Annotated in this window: 23 protein-coding genes; 4 read left to right on the top strand and 19 right to left on the bottom strand. The window is 66.7% G+C overall.

Annotation, left to right across the window (positions count from 1 at the left end; genetic code table 11):
* Positions 1-7: 7 nt before the first annotated feature.
* The 7 genes from ACI7YT_RS19360 to ACI7YT_RS19390 are packed head-to-tail and all read right to left on the bottom strand — an operon-like array spanning position 8 to position 4,505.
* The gene (locus ACI7YT_RS19360; protein WP_406247979.1) at positions 8-301 is read right to left on the bottom strand and encodes a type II toxin-antitoxin system RelE/ParE family toxin; all 294 of its coding nucleotides are present in this window, start codon (positions 299-301) and stop codon (positions 8-10) included.
* Between the two features lie 5 nt (positions 302-306).
* A complete protein-coding gene (locus ACI7YT_RS19365) occupies positions 307-540 on the bottom strand; it encodes a type II toxin-antitoxin system ParD family antitoxin (RefSeq protein WP_406247981.1) in 234 nt (77 codons plus the stop codon).
* Positions 541-593: 53 nt separating this feature from the next.
* Positions 594-908, bottom strand: coding sequence for a hypothetical protein (locus ACI7YT_RS19370; RefSeq protein ID WP_406247983.1), 315 nt, complete (start codon positions 906-908; stop codon positions 594-596).
* Positions 909-929: 21 nt separating this feature from the next.
* Positions 930-1,373 (bottom strand): GNAT family N-acetyltransferase, encoded by a 444-nt coding sequence (locus ACI7YT_RS19375; protein ID WP_406247985.1) that lies wholly within the window; start codon positions 1,371-1,373, stop codon positions 930-932.
* 26 nt (positions 1,374-1,399) lie between these two features.
* Positions 1,400-1,873 carry a GNAT family N-acetyltransferase gene (locus ACI7YT_RS19380; RefSeq protein ID WP_406247986.1) on the bottom strand — a complete coding sequence of 158 codons (474 nt, stop codon included), beginning with the start codon at positions 1,871-1,873 and terminating at the stop codon, positions 1,400-1,402.
* Complete coding sequence (locus tag ACI7YT_RS19385) at positions 1,870-2,946, bottom strand: LLM class flavin-dependent oxidoreductase (protein ID WP_406247988.1); 1,077 nt, start codon at positions 2,944-2,946, stop codon at positions 1,870-1,872. The genes ACI7YT_RS19380 and ACI7YT_RS19385 overlap by 4 nt, the downstream gene beginning before the upstream one ends.
* A 29-nt stretch (positions 2,947-2,975) precedes the next feature.
* Entirely contained in the window at positions 2,976-4,505 is a 1,530-nt protein-coding gene (locus tag ACI7YT_RS19390; protein ID WP_406247990.1) for a methyltransferase, read from the bottom strand.
* 45 nt (positions 4,506-4,550) lie between these two features.
* Between ACI7YT_RS19390 and ACI7YT_RS19395 the strand changes: the two genes are divergently transcribed.
* From ACI7YT_RS19395 to trxA, 4 genes are all read left to right on the top strand, one after another.
* Complete coding sequence (locus ACI7YT_RS19395; RefSeq protein ID WP_406247992.1) at positions 4,551-6,770, top strand: DUF6049 family protein; 2,220 nt, start codon at positions 4,551-4,553, stop codon at positions 6,768-6,770.
* Positions 6,767-8,383: a murein biosynthesis integral membrane protein MurJ gene (gene murJ / locus ACI7YT_RS19400; RefSeq protein ID WP_406247994.1), complete on the top strand. Its 1,617-nt coding sequence runs from the start codon at positions 6,767-6,769 to the stop codon at positions 8,381-8,383. The genes ACI7YT_RS19395 and murJ overlap by 4 nt, the downstream gene beginning before the upstream one ends.
* Before the next feature lie 68 nt (positions 8,384-8,451).
* Positions 8,452-9,426: a thioredoxin-disulfide reductase gene (gene trxB, locus ACI7YT_RS19405; protein ID WP_406247995.1), complete on the top strand. Its 975-nt coding sequence runs from the start codon at positions 8,452-8,454 to the stop codon at positions 9,424-9,426.
* A gap of 60 nt (positions 9,427-9,486) precedes the next feature.
* Complete coding sequence (gene trxA / locus ACI7YT_RS19410) at positions 9,487-9,810, top strand: thioredoxin (protein ID WP_243228441.1); 324 nt, start codon at positions 9,487-9,489, stop codon at positions 9,808-9,810.
* A gap of 55 nt (positions 9,811-9,865) precedes the next feature.
* Here the strand turns inward: trxA and ACI7YT_RS19415 are convergent, their stop codons facing one another.
* The 12 genes from ACI7YT_RS19415 to rpmH all read right to left on the bottom strand — a co-directional run bounded on the left by ACI7YT_RS19415 (position 9,866) and on the right by rpmH (position 19,878).
* Complete coding sequence (locus ACI7YT_RS19415) at positions 9,866-10,384, bottom strand: GrpB family protein (RefSeq protein ID WP_406247996.1); 519 nt, start codon at positions 10,382-10,384, stop codon at positions 9,866-9,868.
* Between the two features lie 231 nt (positions 10,385-10,615).
* Entirely contained in the window at positions 10,616-10,951 is a 336-nt protein-coding gene (locus ACI7YT_RS19420; RefSeq protein WP_406247997.1) for a tryptophan synthase subunit alpha, read from the bottom strand.
* A 9-nt stretch (positions 10,952-10,960) separates the two neighbouring features.
* The gene (locus ACI7YT_RS19425; protein ID WP_406250630.1) at positions 10,961-12,430 is read right to left on the bottom strand and encodes a sugar porter family MFS transporter; all 1,470 of its coding nucleotides are present in this window, start codon (positions 12,428-12,430) and stop codon (positions 10,961-10,963) included.
* Between the two features lie 40 nt (positions 12,431-12,470).
* Positions 12,471-13,430: a ParB/RepB/Spo0J family partition protein gene (locus ACI7YT_RS19430; protein WP_406247998.1), complete on the bottom strand. Its 960-nt coding sequence runs from the start codon at positions 13,428-13,430 to the stop codon at positions 12,471-12,473.
* The gene (locus ACI7YT_RS19435) at positions 13,430-14,323 is read right to left on the bottom strand and encodes a ParA family protein (RefSeq protein ID WP_406248000.1); all 894 of its coding nucleotides are present in this window, start codon (positions 14,321-14,323) and stop codon (positions 13,430-13,432) included. The genes ACI7YT_RS19430 and ACI7YT_RS19435 overlap by 1 nt, the downstream gene beginning before the upstream one ends.
* Before the next feature lie 1,487 nt (positions 14,324-15,810).
* Entirely contained in the window at positions 15,811-16,332 is a 522-nt protein-coding gene (locus ACI7YT_RS19440; protein WP_406248002.1) for a GNAT family N-acetyltransferase, read from the bottom strand.
* Positions 16,333-16,813: 481 nt separating this feature from the next.
* On the bottom strand, positions 16,814-17,440 hold the full coding sequence (gene rsmG / locus ACI7YT_RS19445) for a 16S rRNA (guanine(527)-N(7))-methyltransferase RsmG (protein ID WP_406248003.1): 627 nt from the start codon (positions 17,438-17,440) through the stop codon (positions 16,814-16,816).
* Positions 17,441-17,471: 31 nt separating this feature from the next.
* The gene (locus ACI7YT_RS19450; RefSeq protein WP_406248005.1) at positions 17,472-17,966 is read right to left on the bottom strand and encodes a protein jag; all 495 of its coding nucleotides are present in this window, start codon (positions 17,964-17,966) and stop codon (positions 17,472-17,474) included.
* On the bottom strand, positions 17,966-19,033 hold the full coding sequence (yidC, locus tag ACI7YT_RS19455) for a membrane protein insertase YidC (protein ID WP_406248007.1): 1,068 nt from the start codon (positions 19,031-19,033) through the stop codon (positions 17,966-17,968). Before yidC ends, ACI7YT_RS19450 begins: the two co-directional genes overlap by 1 nt.
* Before the next feature lie 3 nt (positions 19,034-19,036).
* On the bottom strand, positions 19,037-19,387 hold the full coding sequence (gene yidD / locus ACI7YT_RS19460; protein WP_406248009.1) for a membrane protein insertion efficiency factor YidD: 351 nt from the start codon (positions 19,385-19,387) through the stop codon (positions 19,037-19,039).
* Positions 19,384-19,734 (bottom strand): ribonuclease P protein component, encoded by a 351-nt coding sequence (rnpA, locus tag ACI7YT_RS19465; protein WP_406248011.1) that lies wholly within the window; start codon positions 19,732-19,734, stop codon positions 19,384-19,386. The genes yidD and rnpA overlap by 4 nt, the downstream gene beginning before the upstream one ends.
* A gap of 6 nt (positions 19,735-19,740) precedes the next feature.
* Positions 19,741-19,878 carry a 50S ribosomal protein L34 gene (gene rpmH / locus ACI7YT_RS19470; RefSeq protein ID WP_013584598.1) on the bottom strand — a complete coding sequence of 46 codons (138 nt, stop codon included), beginning with the start codon at positions 19,876-19,878 and terminating at the stop codon, positions 19,741-19,743.
* Between the last annotated feature and the right edge of the window lie 319 nt (positions 19,879-20,197).

Raw genomic sequence — 20,197 nt, forward strand, 5'->3', positions numbered from 1 at the left:
CGGGCCGTCACATGTGACGCGTCGGGTCCATGCGCTGGTGCAGGATCCGGATGATGTCGACGCCCTGATCGCGCGTCCGGTAGAAGACGCGGTGCGACCCGATCGCGTAGCGACGATAGCCGCCCCGGATCTCATCGCACGGCCACCCGCGCTCCGGGTCTTCGGCAAGACGCTCGATGGCGGCGCGGATCTCGGAGATGTAGGTCTCCGCCTGCTGGGCATCCCACCGCTGTTCGGTGTAGTCCCAGATCGACGACAGGTCGCGTTGCGCCGCCGGCGTGAGCCGATACGACCCGGTCACCGCTATCAGGACTTCTTCGCCTCGATGAAGGCGTCGAAGTCGAAGGGCTCGGGTTCGCCGCTCTGCTCGCCGGCGATCAACGCCGCGCGCAACGCTTCCGTCTGCGTCTCCTGGTCTTCGAGCAGTCGCAACCCGGCGCGGACGACCTCGCTGGTGGACCGGTAGCGCCCCTTCGCGAGTTCGCGACCGATGAACTCCTGGAAGTGCTCGTCCAGACTGATCGAAGTGTTCGCCGCCATGAATCGAGAGTACCAATAATTGGTACACCCGACGAGGTCTTCGTCGTCGGGAGTCAGCCGGCGTTGTTCGGGTCGCCTTGCGCGGGCCCCGGAGGCACACCGAGATCGCGCAGCTCCTGCGTGTGGCGACGCATCATCGACAGCAGCGACGAGCTCAGCACGATGCCGCCGATGACCGCAATGGCCACGAGCAGCCAGATCCCCTGATCGGAGTCGACGACCTCGAAGCCGTAGACGAGGATCACGGCAGCGAGCAGCGCGAGTCCCTCGATGAGTGCGAACGCGATGAAGAACCGTGTCTGCCGCCGGCGCTGCTCACCGCGCAGCACCACGACACGAGGGTCGTCGTATCCACCGTCGAAAGTCATGCCGTCAGAGTAGCGCCCGGTTCACGGCATCCGGATCTGGTAGTGGATGAAACCGCTGCGGTCGGCGACCCGGTCGTAGAGCCGGCGGGCGGTCTCGTTGCTCTCGGCCGTCAGCCAATAGACCTTGGCGCTGCCGTTCTGCTCGGCCCACGCCCTGACGTGCTCGATGAGCGCCTCGCCGGCTCCGGCGCCGCGGGCATCCGGCGAGACGAAGAGGTCCTCGAGGTAGCAGTAGTCGGATGTCGTCCATGTCGCCGGGTGCGTCAGCCAGTGCACGATCCCGAGCGCGCGGCCGTCGCCGTCGCGGGCGATCGCGCCGTGCAGTTCGGCATCCGCCGTGAGCCGGTCGAAGGTCGCGTCCGTCGTCGCCTGGTCGAGTGCGGACTCGTAGAACGTCAGGTAACCGTTCCAGAGTTCGAGCCAATCGGCGCGGTCCTGCGGCTGAAGCGGGGTGATCTCGAGCATCCGATCAGGCTATCGCCCTGGCTGGATCACCCCAGCTCGAGGCACAGCAGCTGCTCGCGTTCGTCCCACGGGGCTGCCGTGACGAAGCCGAGGTTCCGATACATCCTGATAGCCGGCTCTCGCCACTGCCAGACCGACAGACGGACAGGGCGCGATGCAAGGCGCAGTGCCTCGTCCATGAGCGCTGATCCGACGCCACGACCGCGTGCCGGAGGAGTCGTCCAGAATCGCTTGATCTCGGAGCCGGAAGCCGAGTTCGCGACAACGACGATCCCGCAGTCCTCGCCATCGACCCGCGCCATGAGCACCCGCATCCCGTTCAGCGACGCCGCGGGGTCGGCCACCTCTCGCCAGTAGTGTTCCGGCAGCTCGTCTGCTCGCGGGGCAAGACCGCGCTCCACCTTCTCGGCCTCCGTCTGGCGCAGGTAGTCACCGAGCAGCGACGAGACCGAACCGCCGTCCGCCGGAAAGGATGCCTCGCGCAGCGCGATCGTGCTCACCCGGCGCTCTCGGCCGCGCCGATCGGCTCGCCCTGCACCGGACCCTCAGTGTTGGGCTTCCACCCGAGCGCGGGGGCGACGTGCTCGGCGAACGCCTGCAGAACGTGCAGGTTGTAGTCCGGTCCGAGCTGGTTCGGGATCGTGAGCATGAGCGTGTCGGCGGCCATCACGGCCTCGTCCTGCTTCAACTGCGAGATCAGCACGTCCGGTTCGGCCGCGTACGTCTTGCCGAACGTCGAGCGCATCCCGTCGATGATGCCGATCTGGTCGTCGCCGTCCTCGCTGCGCAGTCCGAAGTACGCCCGGTCCATGTCGCTGACCAGCGGGAAGACGCTGCGGCTCACCGACACCCGAGGAGCGCCGGTGTGACCGGCCTCCTTGTAGGCGGCGCGGAAGAGATCGATCTGCTCGCGCTGGAGCTCGTGGAACGGCTGCCCCGTGGCCTCGGTGAGCAGGGTCGAGCTCATCATGTTGAGGCCCTTGCGCCCGGTGTCCTCCGCGGTCGCGCGCGACCCCGCACCCCACCAGATGTGGTCGCGCAGGGTCGGCGAGTGCGGTTCGACGTGCAGGTACTGCCCCGGCCCGACCATGCGCGGGTCGCCCGGGGCGATCCGCTCGCCGTCGATCGCCCGCAGGAACAGGTCGAACTTCTCCCGAGCCAGGATGCTGCCGCGCTCGGGGTCTTCGCCATCGACGTATCCGAATGTCTCGTAGCCGCGCAGTGCGGTCTCGGGTGAACCACGGCTCACACCGAGCGCGATGCGTCCGTCGGCGATGTAATCCAGGGCCGCGGCCTCCTCGGCGAACTGGAACGGGTTCTCGTAGCGCATGTCGATGACGCCGGTGCCGACCTCGATGCGCTTCGTGCGCGCGGCCATGGCGCTCAGCAGCGGCATGGGGGACGCCGCCTGTCGCGCCCAGTGGTGCACGCGCACGTAAGCGCCGTTCACGCCGATCTCATCGGCGCCCTCGGCGATCTCGATGGTCTGGCGCAGCATGTCGCCGGCCGTGCGCGTCGACGAACCGGGGACGTCGGCGTAGTGACCGAACGAGAGGAATCCGAAAGCCTTCATGATTCATTCGAACGCATGAACCGCGGCGGCTATTCCGCCAGTGGCGCCGGTGCCAGGAACCCGTCGAGGATCAGTTGGCGGATCCGCGGCTCCAGGTCGGTCCAGAGCTCGGGCAGCGGCACTTCGAACAGGTCCGCAAGAGCCCCGACGATCTGCGCCACGGTGAGATCGCCGTCGCACGCGCCGACGAATGCGGCGAGCGCTGGGTCCACCGGGATGGTCCGCCCGAATCCGCCGCCCTGACGCAGCTCGATGACGCTGGGGTCGTCGTTCCCAGGCATCAGGTGACGCGCCTCGGTGACGTCGCCGGCGACGAAGAGCGTCTGCGGGATGCCGCCGGCGATCGCATCGTGGGCCGCGAGTCCTCCCTGCAGCGCGCGCCCTGGCTGCGACAGCGGCTGCGTGATCCGCTCGAACCGGCGCAGCGTCCCGGCATCCGCCCTCCCACGGCGGATCAGCACGTACCCGAATCCGATCGCGGTGACCTCCCGCGCGGCGAAGTCATCGAGCCAGGCTTCGAGCAACGGGGTGAATCCGGCATCCCGCGGCGTCGTGCCGCCGTCGCGGATCCACAGTTCGGCGTAGGCCAGCGGCGACAGCTCCTCGCGCTCGATCACCCAGGCATCCAGATCCTCCGGAATCCAGGAACGCAGCCGGTCGAGCCCTGCGGAACCGCCGCGAGACTCCCAGTTGCCGAGCAGCTGCGCGATCCCGCCCGGGGTCAGATGATCCGGCACGGTGCGAAGGAACTGCTCGACGAGCGCGTCGCCGATCAGCCCGCCGTCGCGATATTCGTACGCCGGGAGGTCGCCACCGCGCGGGGTGATGACGAACGGCGGATTCGAGACGACGAGGTCGAATGCCTCGCCGGCGACCGGTTCGAACATGCTGCCGTGACGGAACTCGATGTTCGTCACTCCGTTGAGCAGCGCGTTGAGCTCGCCGAACGCGAGAGCGCGCTCCGAGATATCGGTCGCGACGACCGCACCCGCGTGACGCGACACCAGCAGGGCCTGGATGCCGCAGCCGGTGCCGAGGTCCAGGGCGCGATTCACCGGCTGAGGGATGACGAGCTCGGCGAGCGTCCGGGAAGCGCCGCCGACCCCGAGGACGTGGTCCGCGGGCAGTGCGGAGCCCAGCGCCACCTCGTCGAGGTCGCTCGCGATCCACCACTCCCCGACCCCGTCGGCATCGACGAAGGACTGCGGCCGCAGCAGCGCCGTCGGACGGATGACGGGTGCCGCGGCATCGGCGATTCCCAGCCCGAGGGCGACGAGACCGTCGACTCCCGTCCGCGGCAGCGCTGCGGCCACGGCATCCTCCGGCTGCGGGATGCCGAGCACGAAGAATCGTCCGAGGGTGGCGAGCGCGGAGGAGTCCCCATCGATCGCCCGCAGGATCGGCGTGCGCATTCCGCGTCCGAGCGCGTCGTCCGCCTCCTCTCCCCAGAGCCGCCGGAGCGGCTCGGAGCGGAGGTCGGCGGCATCCAGATCGGCGGCGAGGGCCGAGACGCGCAGGGGATCCGGGACGATGGCGGGGGTGTCGGACACGGCCGTCACTCTACGCGCCTTCAGCCTTCGGATCGGCGCCCCGCCTAGAATCGCATGGTCCGCACTCACGAACCGCTCGCCGCGTTCGAGGAAGACCCCGAGACCGTGATCATCCCCCGTACAGCTCCGCGCGCGCGTCGGCATCCCTTCGCCCGCGCTCTCGCTGTGCTCGCCATCGCCGCTGTCGCCGCGTCCGTCGGCATCCTCGGCATCGCGTCGCCTGCCGTCGCCGAGCCGACGGAGGAGCCGACCACCGACGGATCCGTGACGCTGTCGCTGTCGCTGGGCTCGCACGGGGCGGTGCCGTCCGGCTCGCCGCTCTCGGGATCCGTCACCGTCGAGAACGACACCGGCGAAGAGCTCTCCGCGGCGCGCGTCGCACTCGAGGTCGACCCGACCCCGCTGGCTGATGCGGCCGCGGTCATGGCCTGGCTGGGATCCGGGACGGGCGCCGGCGCACCGACCACGCTGTTCTCCGCCCCGACCGCGCCCGTCGCCGCGCAGAACGATCTCGAGACGCCGATCCTGGCGACCTCCGACCTGGTGCAGCTCCTCCCGCCCGGTGTCTACGCGGTGAACGCCTCCCTGGCGGGGGCCGTCACCGACGATGGCACCTCCTGGGACGCCGCAGTGCGCTCCGTTCTCACGGTGCGTCCGGCCACCGCCTCCCACGTGAGCGTCGTGGTGCCGATCACGGCCACCCCGGCATCCGGGGCCCTGCTCAGCGCCGACGAGCTGTCCGCACTCACCGCCGCGGACGGGGCTCTCACCGCGCAGCTCGACGGTGTCACGGGCACGATGGCCGTCCTCGCTGTCGACCCGGCGATCCCCGCGGCCATCCGCGTGCTGGGCACGTCCGCCCCTCCCGAGGCCGTCACGTGGCTCGACCGCCTCGAGGCCCTGCCGAACGAGACCTTCGCGCTCCAGTTCGGCGATGCGGACGTCGCGACACAGGCGCACGCCGGCCTCGGTGCAGCCCTCGCCCCGACCACGCTCGATCCGTTCATGAATGCGGCGGACTTCCCCGTCGAGGAGGCACCGACGCCCTCGCCGACACCGACGCCTTCGCCGAGCAGTGTCGCGGGGCTTCCCGACCTGGCAGAGCTCACGGCGCTGCGCGGCGAACTCGAAGGCATCCTCTGGCCGCGCGCGGACGTCACCGCCGACGATCTCGCAACCTTCGACACCTATCTCGGTGCACCGGCGACGACGATCCTGCCGTCCACGGCCGCGGCCGAGGACACGGCCACCGGTCACACCCGCGTCGGGGCGTCCAGTGTGCTGGTGACCGACGCCGAGGTGTCCGCGACGATGTCCGCGGCCGCCTCCGAGGCGGACGATGACGTCCGCGAGGCGCTGCTCGCCCAGGCGAACGCATTCCTGTCCTTCGCCGGCGCACCCGCATCCGGCATCCTCATCGGGTTGGATCGCGACGAGAGCCGGACCGCCGAGGCACTCCGCGACGTGATCACGACCACCGGCGCGATGCCGCTGCGCACGCTCCAGGCGACGACGCCCGTCCCGGTGACGCTCTCGAGCGAGCCGGATGCCGCACGGGCGACGGTGCTGACGACCCTGCTCGCCGACGAGGACACGCTCGAGGCGTTCGCGACGATCCTCGACGACCCCCAGGTGCTGCTGGCACCCGAGCGGATCCGCATCCTGCGAGTGCTGGGCGTCGGACTGAGCGACTCCGAGTTCGAGACCGACAAGGACGATCATCGGGCGGCCACGGCCGCAACGCTCGATTCCGTGGCGATCCAGGATCCGGCGCCCATCCAGCTCATCAGCGCCAACGTCGACCTGCCGGTGTGGATCCGCAACGACCTGCCGTGGCCGGTCAACCTGAATCTCGAGGTGCGGCCATCGGATTCCCGCGTCGTGATCGAGCCGTACACCCAGGTCCAGGCGCAGCCGCAGAGCAACACCCGCGTGCTGATCCCGGTGCAGTCGCGCGTCGCCAGCGGGGAGCTGCAGGTGAGTTTCACGCTCACGAGCCCGACCGGTGTGCCCATCGGCGATCCGCAGACCGCCCAGGTCACGGTGCGTGCCGAGTGGGAGAACATCGGACTCGGCATCCTCGCCTCGATGATCGTCCTGCTGCTCGTGTTCGGCATCGTCCGCACCGTCCGCCGTCGACGGCGCGAACGTGCGGAATCCTCGGCTGCTGAGCCCTCCGCCGCAGAATCGGATGCCGCGGATTCGGATGCCGCGGCGAGCGATGTCCCGGATCAGCCCGGAGCCGCGTCAGCGGCCGACGAAGGAGATCGATGACCAGCCTCGGCCGGGCCAGCGCACTGCTGGGCGCAGGAACCCTCGTCTCGCGTCTGACCGGGTTGCTGCGCACGATCGTGCTCGTCGGCGTGATCGGCTCGAACGCGTCGGCCGCGGCGGACGCCTTCGCCGTCGCGAACCAGTTGCCCAACAGCGTGTTCAACCTGATCTCGGTCGGCGTGCTCACGGCGGTCATCGTGCCGCAGATCGTCCAGGCGAGCCGGGATGCCGACGGCGGCAACGCGTTCATCTCGAAGCTCTTCACGCTCGGCACGGTCATCCTCGTGGCCGCCACAGCCGTGGCCATGGTCGCGGCGCCCTGGCTGGTGAGCCTGCAGTTGAAGGCCGACAACGTCGAACAGCTCGCCCTGGCCACAGCATTCGCCTATTGGTGCCTGCCGCAGATCCTGTTCTACGGTCTGTACGCCCTGGTCGGCGAGACCCTGAACGCGAAGCGGATCTTCGGACCGTTCACCTGGGCCCCGATCGCGAACAACATCATCTCGATCGTCGGGTTCCTGATCATCGGCGCCGTCTTCGGCAACGACCTCGTGAACATCGCGGACTGGACGCCCGACATGGTGGCCTGGCTCGGCGGCACGGCGACCGCTGGCATCGTGGTGCAGGCCGGCATCCTGCTGGTGTTCTGGCGCAAGACCGGGCTCGCGCTCAAGGTCGACTTCCGCTGGCGCGGTGTCGGCCTCGGCAACGTGGGCCGGGTCGCGGGCTGGACGCTGCTGATGGCGCTGTCGAGCATGGCGGCCGGCTTCTACCAGAACTGGGTGGCCAACGAGGCCTCCGGTGAAGGCGCGGCCGTGACCGTGATGAACAACGCCTGGCTGATCTTCATGCTGCCGTATTCGATCATCGTGCACTCGATCGGCACCCCGTACTTCACTCAGCTCTCCGAGCACGCCGCGGCCGGGCGGGACGACGATGTGCGGGGCGACATCTCGCGCAGCATCCGCACGCTCGGGTTCTTCCTGATGGGAGCGATGGCGGCCGTCGTGGCGGCGGCCGTGCCGGCCTCGCGCGTCTTCACGAACTCGTCATCGGATGCCGTGGACGCCGCCATCGTGCTCGTCTGCTACCTCGTGGGGCTGCTGCCGCTGGCCGTGCTGTTCATCGTGCAGCGCACCTTCTACGCGTATGGCGACACCAGGACGCCGTTCCTGTTCACGCTGTTCCAGTGCGCTCTGGTGGCCATCACCGCGACGATCGCGTGGGGGCTGTCGGCGTCGGGCGCGCTGCCTCTCACCCTTCTCGCGGCGGCCGTCGCGCTGGGCCAGTCGCTCGCAGGCACGGTGCAGACGATCGTCGCGACCGTCCTGCTGCGCCGCCGGCTCGGCTCGCTGGAGACCGGACGATGGATGCTGTCGCTCGGCCGGTTCACCCTGGCGGCGATCCCCGCCGGCGCTGCGGGCTGGGGCGTGTTCCTGCTGCTGGGCGGCGTTGATGGCTGGACGACCGCCGACAAGATCCTCGGCGTCCTGGGCGCGGGCATCATCGCCGTCGCGGCCGCCGCCGTGTACGTGGTGTTCCTGTGGATCCTGCGCGCACCGGAACTGCAGGTCGCCAAGAGCATCGTGAGGCGGATCCTCCCGGGGCGCTGAGCTCCGGCATCCTCCGCGGGAATGTCCCGCGGTTACCATGGGTTGAAGCAGTGGAACGAGGAGAGCACATGCGTCAGGTCATCATCATCGGCTCCGGCCCGGCCGGATTCACGGCCGCCATCTACGCGGCGCGCGCGAACCTCGAGCCGCTGCTCATCGCGAGCTCTGTCGAGGTCGGCGGTGAGCTGATGAACACCACCGAGGTCGAGAACTTCCCCGGGTTCCCTGATGGCATCCAGGGCCCGGAGCTCATGGCCAAGTTGCAGCAGCAGGCCGAGAAGTTCGGCACCGAGGTCGTGTACGACGACGTGACCTCGCTCGAACTGGACGGCCCGGTGAAGAAGGTCATCCTGGGGTCCGGAACGACGCACGAGGCGCGAACGGTGATCTACGCGACGGGCTCGGCCTACCGCAAGCTCGGTGTCGAGGGCGAAGAGCGCCTGTCCGGCTACGGCGTCTCCTGGTGCGCGACCTGCGACGGCTTCTTCTTCCGTGAGAAGACGATCGCCGTGGTCGGCGGCGGCGACTCGGCGATGGAGGAGGCGACCTTCCTCACGCGCTTCGCGGAGAAGGTCTACATCATCCATCGCAAGGACTCGCTGCGCGCCTCGAAGATCATGCAGGAGCGCGCCTTCGCGAACGAGAAGATCGAGTTCATCTGGAACAGCGAGGTCGCCGAGATCCTGGGCGACGCAGCGGTCACGGGAGTGCAGCTGCGGTCCACGACGGACGGGTCGCTGCGCGACCTGCCGCTGGACGGTCTGTTCGTCGCGATCGGCAACGACCCGCGTACGCACCTCGTGCACGGCAAGCTCGACCTGACGGCAGAAGGCACCATCTGGGTCGATGGCCGCACGTCGGTGACCTCCAAGCCCGGCGTCTTCGCCGCCGGCGACGTCATCGACCCGCACTACCGTCAGGCCATCACCGCCGCCGGCTCCGGCACGGTCGCGGCTCTGGATGCCGAGCACTTCCTCGCGGATTTTGAGGATGCTTCCGTCGAGGTCCCGGCTGCGGAGGCCGCCGAGGTCATCGTCGGCTAGGGAACACTTTCCACCCGCCTGCTGTTGGTGCAGGTGAGACTTCGATCAAGGAGAAGACTGATGACTGCTAAGGCGACGAGCCAGGCGACGTGGGATCAGGATGTGCTGCAGGCCGAGGGCACCGTTCTGGTGGACTTCTGGGCGGAGTGGTGCGGTCCGTGCCGCATGGTGGCGCCCGTTCTGGACCAGATCCAGTCCGAGCACCCTGAGAAGATCACGATCCTCAAGCTCAACGTGGATGAGAACCCCGAGCTGGCGATGAAGTACCAGATCACGTCGATCCCGGCGATGAAGGTCTTCTCGGCCGGCGAAGAGCGCAAGACGATCATCGGCGCGAAGCCGAAGTTCGCGCTCGAGCAGGACCTCGCCGAGTTCATCGGCTGAGCGTCCTCTGACGTTTTCGAAGGCCCGTTCCTCTTCTGAGGGGCGGGCCTTCGGCTTATTTGTCGTAAACCGGGACCGGTGCGAGGCCGCGGACGGCCCGCGCTCGATCGACGATCTCCTGGATGACGGCGGTCTTCCCGGCGTTGTATCGTGCCCGCCCGGCGATGGCGTCCTCGGCTGCGGCCTCCTTCGCCGCCCGGTAGCGGATCGCATCGTCCGGATGGGTCAGCAGCCAGTCCCGGAGGATGCGCTGATTCGCGGCATCCCACTGCTCCGTCGGGAAGAAGTGCGCGATGCGCGTCCGGATGCCGTCGGGTTCGAAGACCAGCACAGGATGCGTCCGCACACCGCTGCCGATCGCCCAGCCGGCCTCTTCCAGCCGGGTGAGGTGGTCGCCCAGGCTGTTCACGTCGACGAGGCGCACCGCGACATCGATGATCGGCTTGGCCTTCATGCCCGGAACGGCGGTCGATCCGATGTGTTCGATCTCCCAGTCCGGATCACCGAGCATCCGCAGTTCCGCGGCGATCTCCCGGAACATCCCCGGCCACCCCGGGTCGTAGTCGACGAGCACGTCCTCACCCTATCCACCCTCTCCCTCCCCTTCCTCTCCCCACTCTCATCAATGCACGCCCCCGTCCGCCCGGGAGAGGGCGCAGGGATGCTCCGAGAGCGAGCGTCGGGAGGGCCCCGCGAAGCGGGAGGGACCCTCGGCGAGCGAACGGAGCATCCCGGAGCCCGGCGTTGACTAACCAGCGATGGCGAAGCCGAGCCCCCGTCGTCGGCCCGTCGGCGCGTCGGCCCGTCAGCTGGCGTCAGCGATCGAGGCATCCCATCGCCGGTACTTCGGGCCGTCCCCGAGCAGCTTCCAGACCGCCGGAGTCAGCGGCGGATACTCCAGGGCGATCTGCCTGAGGACGCGATAGTGCCGCGCGGCGTTGGGACGGACCCCATCGTTCGCGGCGATGTTGTCCGCACGCAGCAGGTAGACCACGAGCTCATCGATGCTCGGCAGGTCCTCCATGAAATCCCACGGGTCCTCGCCGCCGAGCAGCCGCTCCTGGATGAGAACCGCCAGTTCATCGGACGCTTCGGCACGGAGCACTTCAAGGCTCGCTCGGCGGGGAATGGCGTCTGTCACCCCTCAAGCCTACGCGCGCTCCTTGTGCCCCCGGTGCGTGATCTTCACGGAATCCGTCATCGTCTCGAGTTCTCTGCCTTTCGTCTCCGGCACTTGGAAGTAGACGAAGAAGAACGACAGCGCGGCGAAGAACGCATAGAAGCCGTAGGCGAAGGTGAGTCCGATCTCAGCGAAGGCCGGGAAGGTCGTCGAGATGAAGAAGTTCGCCATCCACTGCGCGGCAGCCGCGACAGCCAGCGCACCAGCACGGATCGAGTTCGGGAACATCTCCCCGAGCAGCACCCAGACCAGCGGGCCCCAGGTCGCCCCGAAGAACACCACGAAGCCATTGGCGCAGACCAGCGCGATCAAGGACCACGGCTGCGGGAGCACGACGCTGCCGTCCTGCAGAGTGCCGAACGAGAACGCGACGGCCATCAGCCCGAGAGTGATCGTCATGCCGACCGACCCGATCAGCAGCATCGGCCGGCGGCCCACCTTGTCGACCAGCAGGATCGCGACGATCGTGACGACGATGTTGGTGACGGATGTGATCACCGAGGTCAGCAGCGCGTTCGACTCGTCGAAACCGACCGACAACCACAGGGTGGTCGAATAGTAGAAGATCACGTTGATGCCGACGAACTGCTGGAAGACGCTCAGCAGGATGCCGACCCACACGATGGGTTTCAGGCCGAAGAGGTTGCCGCGCAGGTCCCGCAGCGACTCCTTCTTCTCCGTATTGATGGTCGCCTGGATCTCCTGGATCTTCAGGTTGACGTCGGTCTCGCCCGTGAAGTCGTACAGGACCTGCGATGCCTTGTCGAGCTGCCCTCGTGCCACCAGGAATCGTGGCGATTCCGGGAGGCGCAGTGCCATGACGCCGTAGACGATCGCCGGTACGGCCTCCGCCATGAACATCCAGCGCCAGGCATCCAGCCCGAACCAGAGCGGATCGGAGGCGCCTCCTGCGATGGTCGCGAGAATCGCGTTCGACACCAGCGCCGTGAAGATGCCCAGCACGATCGCGAGCTGCTGCAGAGAACCGAGCCGGCCGCGGATCCGTGCCGGCGAGACCTCGGCGATATAGGCCGGCGCGATGACCGATGCCGCGCCGACCCCGAGTCCGCCGATCACACGCCAGACGATCAGGTCGATGACGCCGAACGCGAGGCCTGAGCCGATCGACGACGCGAGGAACATCGCTGCCGCGATCACCATGACGGGGATGCGTCCCATCCTGTTCGCCAACGACCCGGCGAACCAGGCGCCGACGGCGCAGCCGAGCAGCGCCGATGAGACGGCGAAGCCCTGCAGTGCTGCGCCGAGCTCGAACGCTCCGGCGAGGGCGTCGACGGCGCCGTTGATCACCGCCGTGTCGAACCCGAAGAGGAAGCCACCGAGGGCGGCCGCGATGCTGATTCCGATGACCCGGCCGCTGATGCGTCCAGGAAGCCTCTCCGTCGACATTGTTCGCTCCCCCGTTTGCCGTGAGTCTATTGGGATACCGCGTGCGGGCGACAGAGCCGCCGCGGATCGGTCAGGAGCCGTAGCCCTCCTCGCCGAGCTCGGCGAGGATGCGGTTCAAATCCTGGATGGATGCGAAATCTATGACGACCTGGCCTTTTCTCGAGCCGAGGTTCACCTTCACACGGGTGTTCAGGCGGTCGCCGAGCTTGCTTCCCACCTCGTCCAGGTAGGCGCGTCGCGCGCCCGGCTGCGGCTTCGCGGTCTTCGATCCGGCATCCCTGGGCGTCGCCTTGGCTGCTTCCTCGGCGGCACGGACCGAGAGGTCCTCGTTGATGATCTTGTCGGCGAGACGCTGCATGGCGTCAGGATCATCGAGGCTGAGGATCGCGCGGGCGTGGCCGGCCGAAAGCACACCAGCGGCGACCCGCTGCTGCACCGGGACGGGCAGTTTGAGCAGTCGGATGGTGTTGCTGATCCGCGGACGCGAGCGTCCGATGCGGGTCGCGAGCTCCTCCTGCGTGATGCCGAAGTCCTCGAGCAGCTGCTGGTAGGCCGATGCCTCTTCCAGCGGGTTCAGTTCCGACCGGTGCAGGTTCTCGAGCAGCGCGTCGCGAAGAAGGTCCTCGTCCGTCGTGTCGCGGACGATCACCGGGATCGTCTCGAGGCCGGCTTCGCGGGCCGCACGGGTGCGGCGCTCGCCCATGATGAGCTCGTACGCCCCGTCGGCGTTCGTGCGCACGACGACCGGCTGCAGCACACCGAACTCGCGAACGCTGTGCACGAGTTCTGCGAGGTGCTCAGGATCGAAGTGCGTACGCGGTTGGCGTGGGTTCGGGACGATCGCGTTCGGGTCGACGTGGACCAGACGCACGCCGGGGATCTCGGCGAGCTCCGGCGTCGCCTCGACCTCGACCGGCGGCGTCGGCTTGATCTTCGCACCGGGGAAGAAGACGTCGACGGGCCGCTCGGTCTGCTCGGTCGTGGGGATGAGGGCTCCTATCCCCCGCCCGAGTCCAGTTCGCTTCGCCATCAGTTCTCCTTGCTCTGTGTGCTACTGGTGCGCGCCGCTGTGCGCTGCGCGATCTCGACTGCGGCCTCGCGGTATGCGACGGCGCCGGCCGAGTTCCCGTCGTATCCGATGACCGTCTGTCCGAAGCTCGGGGCTTCGGAGACGCGGACGGATCGGGGAATGACGGTGTGAAGGACCTGCTCCGGGAAGTGCCCGCGAACCTCATCGGCGACCTGTTGCGCGAGCCGCGTGCGCCCGTCGTACATCGTCAGGAGGATCGTGGACAGGTGCAGCTTCGGATTGAGGTGTTTCTGGATCATCTGGATGCTGCCGAGCAACTGGCTCAGACCTTCCAGTGCGTAGTACTCGCACTGGATCGGGATGAAGACCTCGGATGCCGCGGTGAATGCGTTGATCGTCAGCAGCCCCAGGGAGGGCGGGCAGTCGATGATCACGAAGTCCAGCGAGTGATCCGCGATATATGCCTCGAGTGCTCGTCCGAGCCGGTGCTCGCGCGCGACCTGAGCGACGAGCTCGATCTCCGCGCCGGCGAGATGGATGGTACTGGGTGCGCAGAAGAGGTTCTCGGATTCAGGGCTCGGCTGGACGATCTCCGCGAGCGGAACATCGTTGATCAGGACGTCATAGATGCTCGTGACATCCGCGCTGTGCGGGATGCCGAGAGCAGTGGATGCGTTGCCCTGCGGGTCGAGATCGATGACGAGGACCTTCGCCCCCAAGTGGGCGAGCGCCGAGGCGACATTCACCGCCGTGGTGGTCTTGCCGACCCCGCCCTTCTGGTTCGAGACCGTCAGAACGCGGGTCTGCGCACCGTCGAAGTCGAGGGTGACCTCCTCCAGGGCCCGCCGGCGCGCGCTGAGATCAGCGAGTTCGCGGGCGAGTGGGGTGTCCATCCCGAAACCATCGTTCGGTGGTGCCTTTTCGGGTTGTTTCACGTGAAACATCCACTCCTTTCGGGGCCGCGTTCCACTCTAATCGAGGCGACCGACCTTCACCCGCACGGGATCGGCCCGTCGGGGACCGACGGAGTCATCGGACAGCCTGTTTCACGTGAAACATCAACGTGTCGCATCGCCGTGCGGGTCCGGTCGCGAACCCTCTGGCCTGGATTCTCGGGCGCTCAGACGGTCGAGGTCGGTCCCATTCGCCGTGAATGGCACTGTCTGAAGAAAGCTCCACCCGATCGCCGAGACTCCCTCTCCCTCTACTTCGCCGGTGCCCTCCCGATACTCCTCTTGAGGCATCCCTCGCCCTCATGGCGGCACGGCGGAGGACGCCACCACTCGCCGATCTCCGGGCGCGAACGGGCTCGACCACAGCGCAATGATCCCGTCGAGCGCAGCGTGTTCACCGGCGGCGCGATCGAGGCGCCCGATGTTTCAAGTGAAACGGACGGGGCCCACTGCGCGCGCATCTGGGGCGCGCCCTCGCCTATCGCCCTGGCCATCACCCGTGGCCCACCACCTCTCGCCGCCAGGACGCAGTAGTCATCCCGAACACTGTGTTCAAGTCGCCGACATGAACAGCTCTGGAGCGTGAGCCTCGCCAACCCTGCCCGCTGCGCAGGCTCCCCGCCTGTGTCGGCACACCCTCACCCATCGAGATCGAACAACGTGATGCGACCTTGTCCGCTGTGATGAGAAAGGACAAGGGATGTACCGACGACAAGACGGTGTTGTCCACTGCGAAGAGCCCCGCCGCCGACGATCATGCTCGGAAGCCTGCCCAAACAGCTCGATGGCACCGATGCCGCTCGGTCTTCCCAGGTGGAGTAACCCCTAGACGCCGAACACAACGCAGCCCGAGGCACCGGCCGGCACCAGGCCGCCATCGTTTCACGTGAAACGGAGCGGCCTGGCCCGTTTCTGCACCGCACGACGTGGCGTGCCGCGCCTGCACCCCGCATCATCAATTCGAGTCGCCCGGTCGCCGGCCTCACGTCCTGTTTCACGTGAAACATCCGGCTCGGGCAGACGAGGCAGCCAGCCCTCAAGCCGAAGCGGATGACGCCCACTGGACATCGGGCCGGCGAGTCAAGGATCTGATGGATCCAAGAAACAGATATCAACAGTCACGAATGGACTCCCTCAGGAGGATCAGTGGGCGCGTACGAGCACAACCGCCTCGCAGCCCATTGAACAGCCGAAGACCAGAGCGTCAGCCGACGCTGATGCCCGCACCTTGGTCGCGACTGCGACGGGAAAAGCTTGCACGGTGGCCGACGTTCGGTCGAGTACATGACGCACAGGTCCCTGATGGGACCCGAACCGAAGCGTCCCACTGGTACACCTCCGTACGACAAGTTCACGTCGTACAGCGTCGAGATCGATCAGCTCCCCCTGTCTCGCATGTTTCACGTGAAACCTGCAGGGTAGGTGCACTACCCGACCGGCCTCCGGCGCACCATGAACACGTCGACAGCATCCTCCTGATCGACCACGAACCCGTGGCGCTCATAGAGTCGTCGTGCCGGACTTCCCTGCAGAACGTTCAACCGGTGGATTGCATGTTCATCCGTCGTGGAGAGGATCTCGGCAAGAACCTGTCCGCCGATGCCCCGCCCCTGCTCCGTCGAATCAAGATAGAAGTGCTCGATCCACCGGGCCTCACCTTCGGGTCGAACCGCGACGAGCCCGACATCTCTTCCGTGGTGGACGATCACGCGCGTATGACGCGGTTCGAAGGAGGAAAGGAAACGCTCGCGGACCCTGCGGTCGTCATACCTCCCCAGCCGCTCCAAGTCCGGGCGCATCACATGGGCCCGCAACTCGGCCATCCACCCGGCATCCGTCGACAGGCTCGGACGATAGGTCCAGTCCATTGATCCACCATCTTTCGCGATCAGAAGCACCGTACAGACAAGTGTTTCACGTGAAACATCGGCGCTCAGACGAACGGACACTGCAGGAAGGATCTCGAATCAACTGTCACGCAGCTGCTCGGGCGTCGCAGACGCCGTCCAGCCTGCTCACGACGCCGGGCGCCACCCACCGACCGGAATCCCGAACACCCGGATCCGCTCGAGTAGCGATCACACGGACCCAATGCTAGGCGCCCGCCGGGCATCGAGCGCGCGCGGATATTTCACGTGAAACACGCGCATCGGAGCGCTACCTGAATCAGGCGAGCCGCTCTGTTCCGACTCCGAAGTCCAGCTGCGCCTGGTCAGTACGCGCAACACCCCTAACCTCGCCGCGCACACGTCGTACGTACATGCTTCATATCAATCAGGTGCAGAAGCGTAATCGAAGCGCTGCTCGATGATTCAGCACGGAAGCGCCAGCGATGGGAGTCGGTCTTTCTCGCCAACCGTGCGCGGTAGAACCTACGCCGGACGCACACCCTTCACGCGGCAATGTTTCACGTGAAACATCCGCGCTCGGTCAGGCGCGGACGATGGCTCGCACGACCCGAGTGGTCTCCGGCAGGACGCCCTCACCCAGAACCTCGACGCGAACATCGCTCAGCTTGTACTTCTTGATCTGCTTCTGCGCCGCGTCGATCTCGTTCGCCGCGTTCATCCCTTTGAGAAGCGCGAGTTCTCCACCGTCGCGAACGAGTGGTGCGGTCAGAGGGAGCAGTGTACGAAGCGCACTGACCGCGCGAGCGGTGACGACGTCGAACGACTGAGGCCGCCCGACCTCCTCAGCGCGCGCACGAAGTACCTCCACATTGCTGAGGCCGAGAGCGTCCACCTGCTCGTTGAGCCACGTGATGCGACGCTCCATCGGTTCGATGAGCGTGAACTCCACGTCTGGGCGGGCGATCGCCAGGACGATTCCAGGCAGGCCGGCGCCAGAGCCGATGTCTGCAACGGAGCCGTGAAGAAGTGGGGCGACGATCGCTGAGTTCAGGATGTGACGCGTCCACAGACGAGGCAGCTCGAGCGGACCGATCAATCCGCGCTCTTCTCCCTGCGCCGCAAGGGCATCGGTGAATGCACGCGCGAGTTCGATTCGATCACCGAAGAGTGCGGCCGCTGCCGCCGGCTCCGTTTCGATGTCGCTCATGAGCCGCTCCCGCAATGTTTCACGTGAAACATCAACGACGACGGATGACGGTGTGACGATCTACGCCTTCACCGTAGGACTCCGAAGTGAGTCCACGGTCGGCGACGATGTCGTGTACCAGTTTGCGCTCGTAGCTCGACATCGCAGGCAGAGATGCCTGGGACGCACCCTCATCGAGCTTGACGACAGCAGCATCCACGAGGCGTTCGAGCTGACGGCGACGCGCATCGCGCGATCCACCGATGTCGAGGATCAGTCGGGAGAACGAACCCGTCTTGCTCTGAACGGCCAGCCGGGTGAGCTCCTGCAGCGCCTGGACGGTGTCCGGCGCGGACAGGAGCTCGATGCCATCCCCCTCGGCCTCGACCGAGACGTATGCCCGTCCCTGACGCACGTCGAGGTTCAGATCTCCATCGATGTCTGCGATGTCGAGCAGCTCTTCGAGGAAGTCCGCTGCGACATCGCCCTCGGCCTCGAGGTCCGCGACGGTCGGAACAGGGCGTTCGGTGACGTTCTCGACGCTCATCAGTTGGTGCCCTTCTTCTTCGCGCGCTTCTTGCCCACCGGCTGCTGTCGCTTCGGCGCCTCGGCCTTGGCCTTCTCGACCTCTTCCAGCTTCCGCTGCTGCTCGGCCTCGTAGACCGACATCGGAACGACCTTGCCCTCGGCGTTGATCGCCTTGCCCTTGCGAGCGAGTCGCTCCTCGCGAGCCTTCGCCGCCTCGGAACCGGGGGTCGGCATCTCACGGATGACCAGGAACTGCTGAGCCATGGTCCACAGGTTCGACACGAACCAGTACACGACGACACCCAGCGGGAAGAAGACACCCGAGAAGATGAAGCCCAGCGGAAGGACGTAGAGCATGATCTTCTGCATCTGGTACGCCTGGCCGGTCTTGGCCTCCGGCGATAGATTCTTCGAGATGATCTGCAGCTGGGTGAAGAACTGCGAGGCGATCATGAGGACCACGAGGATCACGAGCAGCACGATGGCGGTGACGTTCTGCGTCTCGATCGCCTGACCGAGCGTGCCGTGCAGCGAGACGGTCCCGAAGATCGTCGCGTCGTAGAACTCCTTGGTCAGCTCTGGACTCAGCAACCCGACGCCACCACCACCCGCGACGGCGTGCTTGGTGACATCGTTGAGCACACTGAACAGCGCGAAGAAGATCGGCATCTGCACCAGCAGCGGAAGACAGCTCGACATCGGCGTCGTGCCGTGCTTCTTGTACAGAGCCATGGTCTCGCGGCTCATCGCCTCACGAGAGAGCTGATCCTTCTTGCCCTTGTACTTCTCCTGAACTTTTCGCAGTTCAGGAGCGATTTCCATCATCTTTCGCTGGCTCTTGATCTGGCGCACGAACAGCGGGAAGACCGCACCGCGCACCACGATCACCAGACCGACGATCGACAGGATCCAGGTGATGCCGGCGGCAGCCGGCAGCCCCATCGCCGTGAACAGCCAGTGCCAGAAGACGAGAACGGCCTCGACCGCCCACTTCAACGGCCACAGGATCGTTCCGAGCAGATCGAACCCCGTGTTCTCGGGCGCTGGTGTCGATGTCGCAGAGGCGAGCAGAAGGTCAAGACCCACTGTTCAGTCCTTTCGAAGAGGAACGACGAAACCGTGAGCGGTCAGGTCGTAATGGAAATGCTTGTGCGGGTGGACGTCGTCGACGCCACCCTGAGTCCAGGGGTTGCACCGCAGGATGCGCCATGCCGAGAGCACCGCTCCCTTCACCGCGCCGTGCTGCTGCACCGCACCTACAGCGTAGGCGGAACACGATGGGTAATAGGCACACACATCTCCGTAGAGCGGAGAGATGACCTTGCGATACGCCGTGAGAAATCCCAGGACGAGATTCCGGGGGAGCAGCGGGATGCTGCGCAGCACGTCACCCGCATGCAGGTGCGCCTCGCCGAAGGCATACGAAGGCAGGGCGCTCACGTCGCCACCGGTCGGATCAGGCGGGTGACGCAGCGCTGCACATCCCTACGCAGTTCCGTGAACGAAGCCGTCGCGGATGCAGGAAGGGCACGGATGACGACATCCGTGCCCTGAGGGACCTCTGAAAGCAATTCCGCGCAGACGGCTTTGAGTCGCCGACGCACAGTGTTGCGGATCACAGCGTTACCCACCTGCTTGCTGATGATGAACCCGAATCGGGCTGCTCGCTCCGTTTCCGCCGTCGTCAGAACCGACGTGACGACACGGCCGCCGCCGCATCGCGAACCGCGCCGGACCACCATTCGGTAGTCGTCGCCACGGGTCAGACGATGCGGACGGGCGAGCACAGCGGGTTACGCCGAAAGCTCGGTGCGGCCCTTCGCACGACGGGCGGCCAGGATGCCGCGGCCGGCGCGTGTGCGCATGCGGGCACGGAAGCCGTGCTTCTTGGCGCGACGACGGTTGTTGGGCTGGAAAGTACGCTTGCTCATGGATCACTCCGGGAAGTCAGTCACCGGATGCAGATCTACCGGGGACATGGGGGCTGCCCAATTGGGCATAAGTCAACCGATTTAGGGTACGTCAGTCTGGCACGCAGGGCAAATCCCCGCGTGGCAGCGCCGACTCCGGCATCCGATCCGCACAGCCATTATCCACAGCCGGAAGCATCGGACGAAGCGCAACACGCCCGCCGGATTTCCGCGGCAGGTTGCCGTTCACAGCTGTGATGACTACCGTGGCATCCGAAGTTATCCACAGGGGGGCCTGCCGATCGCGGCGACTTTCCGATCCTCGTCCGCACGGAGCGCC

It is taken from the genome of Microbacterium sp. M (assembly GCF_045181065.1).
GTDB lineage: Bacteria > Actinomycetota > Actinomycetes > Actinomycetales > Microbacteriaceae > Microbacterium.

What these genes read in the sequence shown, in the direction of transcription:
- ACI7YT_RS19365 (WP_406247981.1), bottom strand. Translation starts at nt 540, where the DNA reads ATGGCGGCGAACACTTCGATCAGTCTGGACGAGCACTTCCAGGAGTTC.
- ACI7YT_RS19370 (WP_406247983.1), bottom strand. Translation starts at nt 908, where the DNA reads ATGACTTTCGACGGTGGATACGACGACCCTCGTGTCGTGGTGCTGCGC.
- ACI7YT_RS19375 (WP_406247985.1), bottom strand. Translation starts at nt 1,373, where the DNA reads ATGCTCGAGATCACCCCGCTTCAGCCGCAGGACCGCGCCGATTGGCTC.
- ACI7YT_RS19385 (WP_406247988.1), bottom strand. Translation starts at nt 2,946, where the DNA reads ATGAAGGCTTTCGGATTCCTCTCGTTCGGTCACTACGCCGACGTCCCC.
- ACI7YT_RS19395 (WP_406247992.1), top strand. Translation starts at nt 4,551, where the DNA reads ATGGTCCGCACTCACGAACCGCTCGCCGCGTTCGAGGAAGACCCCGAG.
- murJ (WP_406247994.1), top strand. Translation starts at nt 6,767, where the DNA reads ATGACCAGCCTCGGCCGGGCCAGCGCACTGCTGGGCGCAGGAACCCTC.
- trxB (WP_406247995.1), top strand. Translation starts at nt 8,452, where the DNA reads ATGCGTCAGGTCATCATCATCGGCTCCGGCCCGGCCGGATTCACGGCC.
- trxA (WP_243228441.1), top strand. Translation starts at nt 9,487, where the DNA reads ATGACTGCTAAGGCGACGAGCCAGGCGACGTGGGATCAGGATGTGCTG.
- ACI7YT_RS19430 (WP_406247998.1), bottom strand. Translation starts at nt 13,430, where the DNA reads ATGGCGAAGCGAACTGGACTCGGGCGGGGGATAGGAGCCCTCATCCCC.
- ACI7YT_RS19435 (WP_406248000.1), bottom strand. Translation starts at nt 14,323, where the DNA reads ATGGACACCCCACTCGCCCGCGAACTCGCTGATCTCAGCGCGCGCCGG.
- rsmG (WP_406248003.1), bottom strand. Translation starts at nt 17,440, where the DNA reads ATGAGCGACATCGAAACGGAGCCGGCGGCAGCGGCCGCACTCTTCGGT.
- ACI7YT_RS19450 (WP_406248005.1), bottom strand. Translation starts at nt 17,966, where the DNA reads ATGAGCGTCGAGAACGTCACCGAACGCCCTGTTCCGACCGTCGCGGAC.
- rpmH (WP_013584598.1), bottom strand. Translation starts at nt 19,878, where the DNA reads ATGAGCAAGCGTACTTTCCAGCCCAACAACCGTCGTCGCGCCAAGAAG.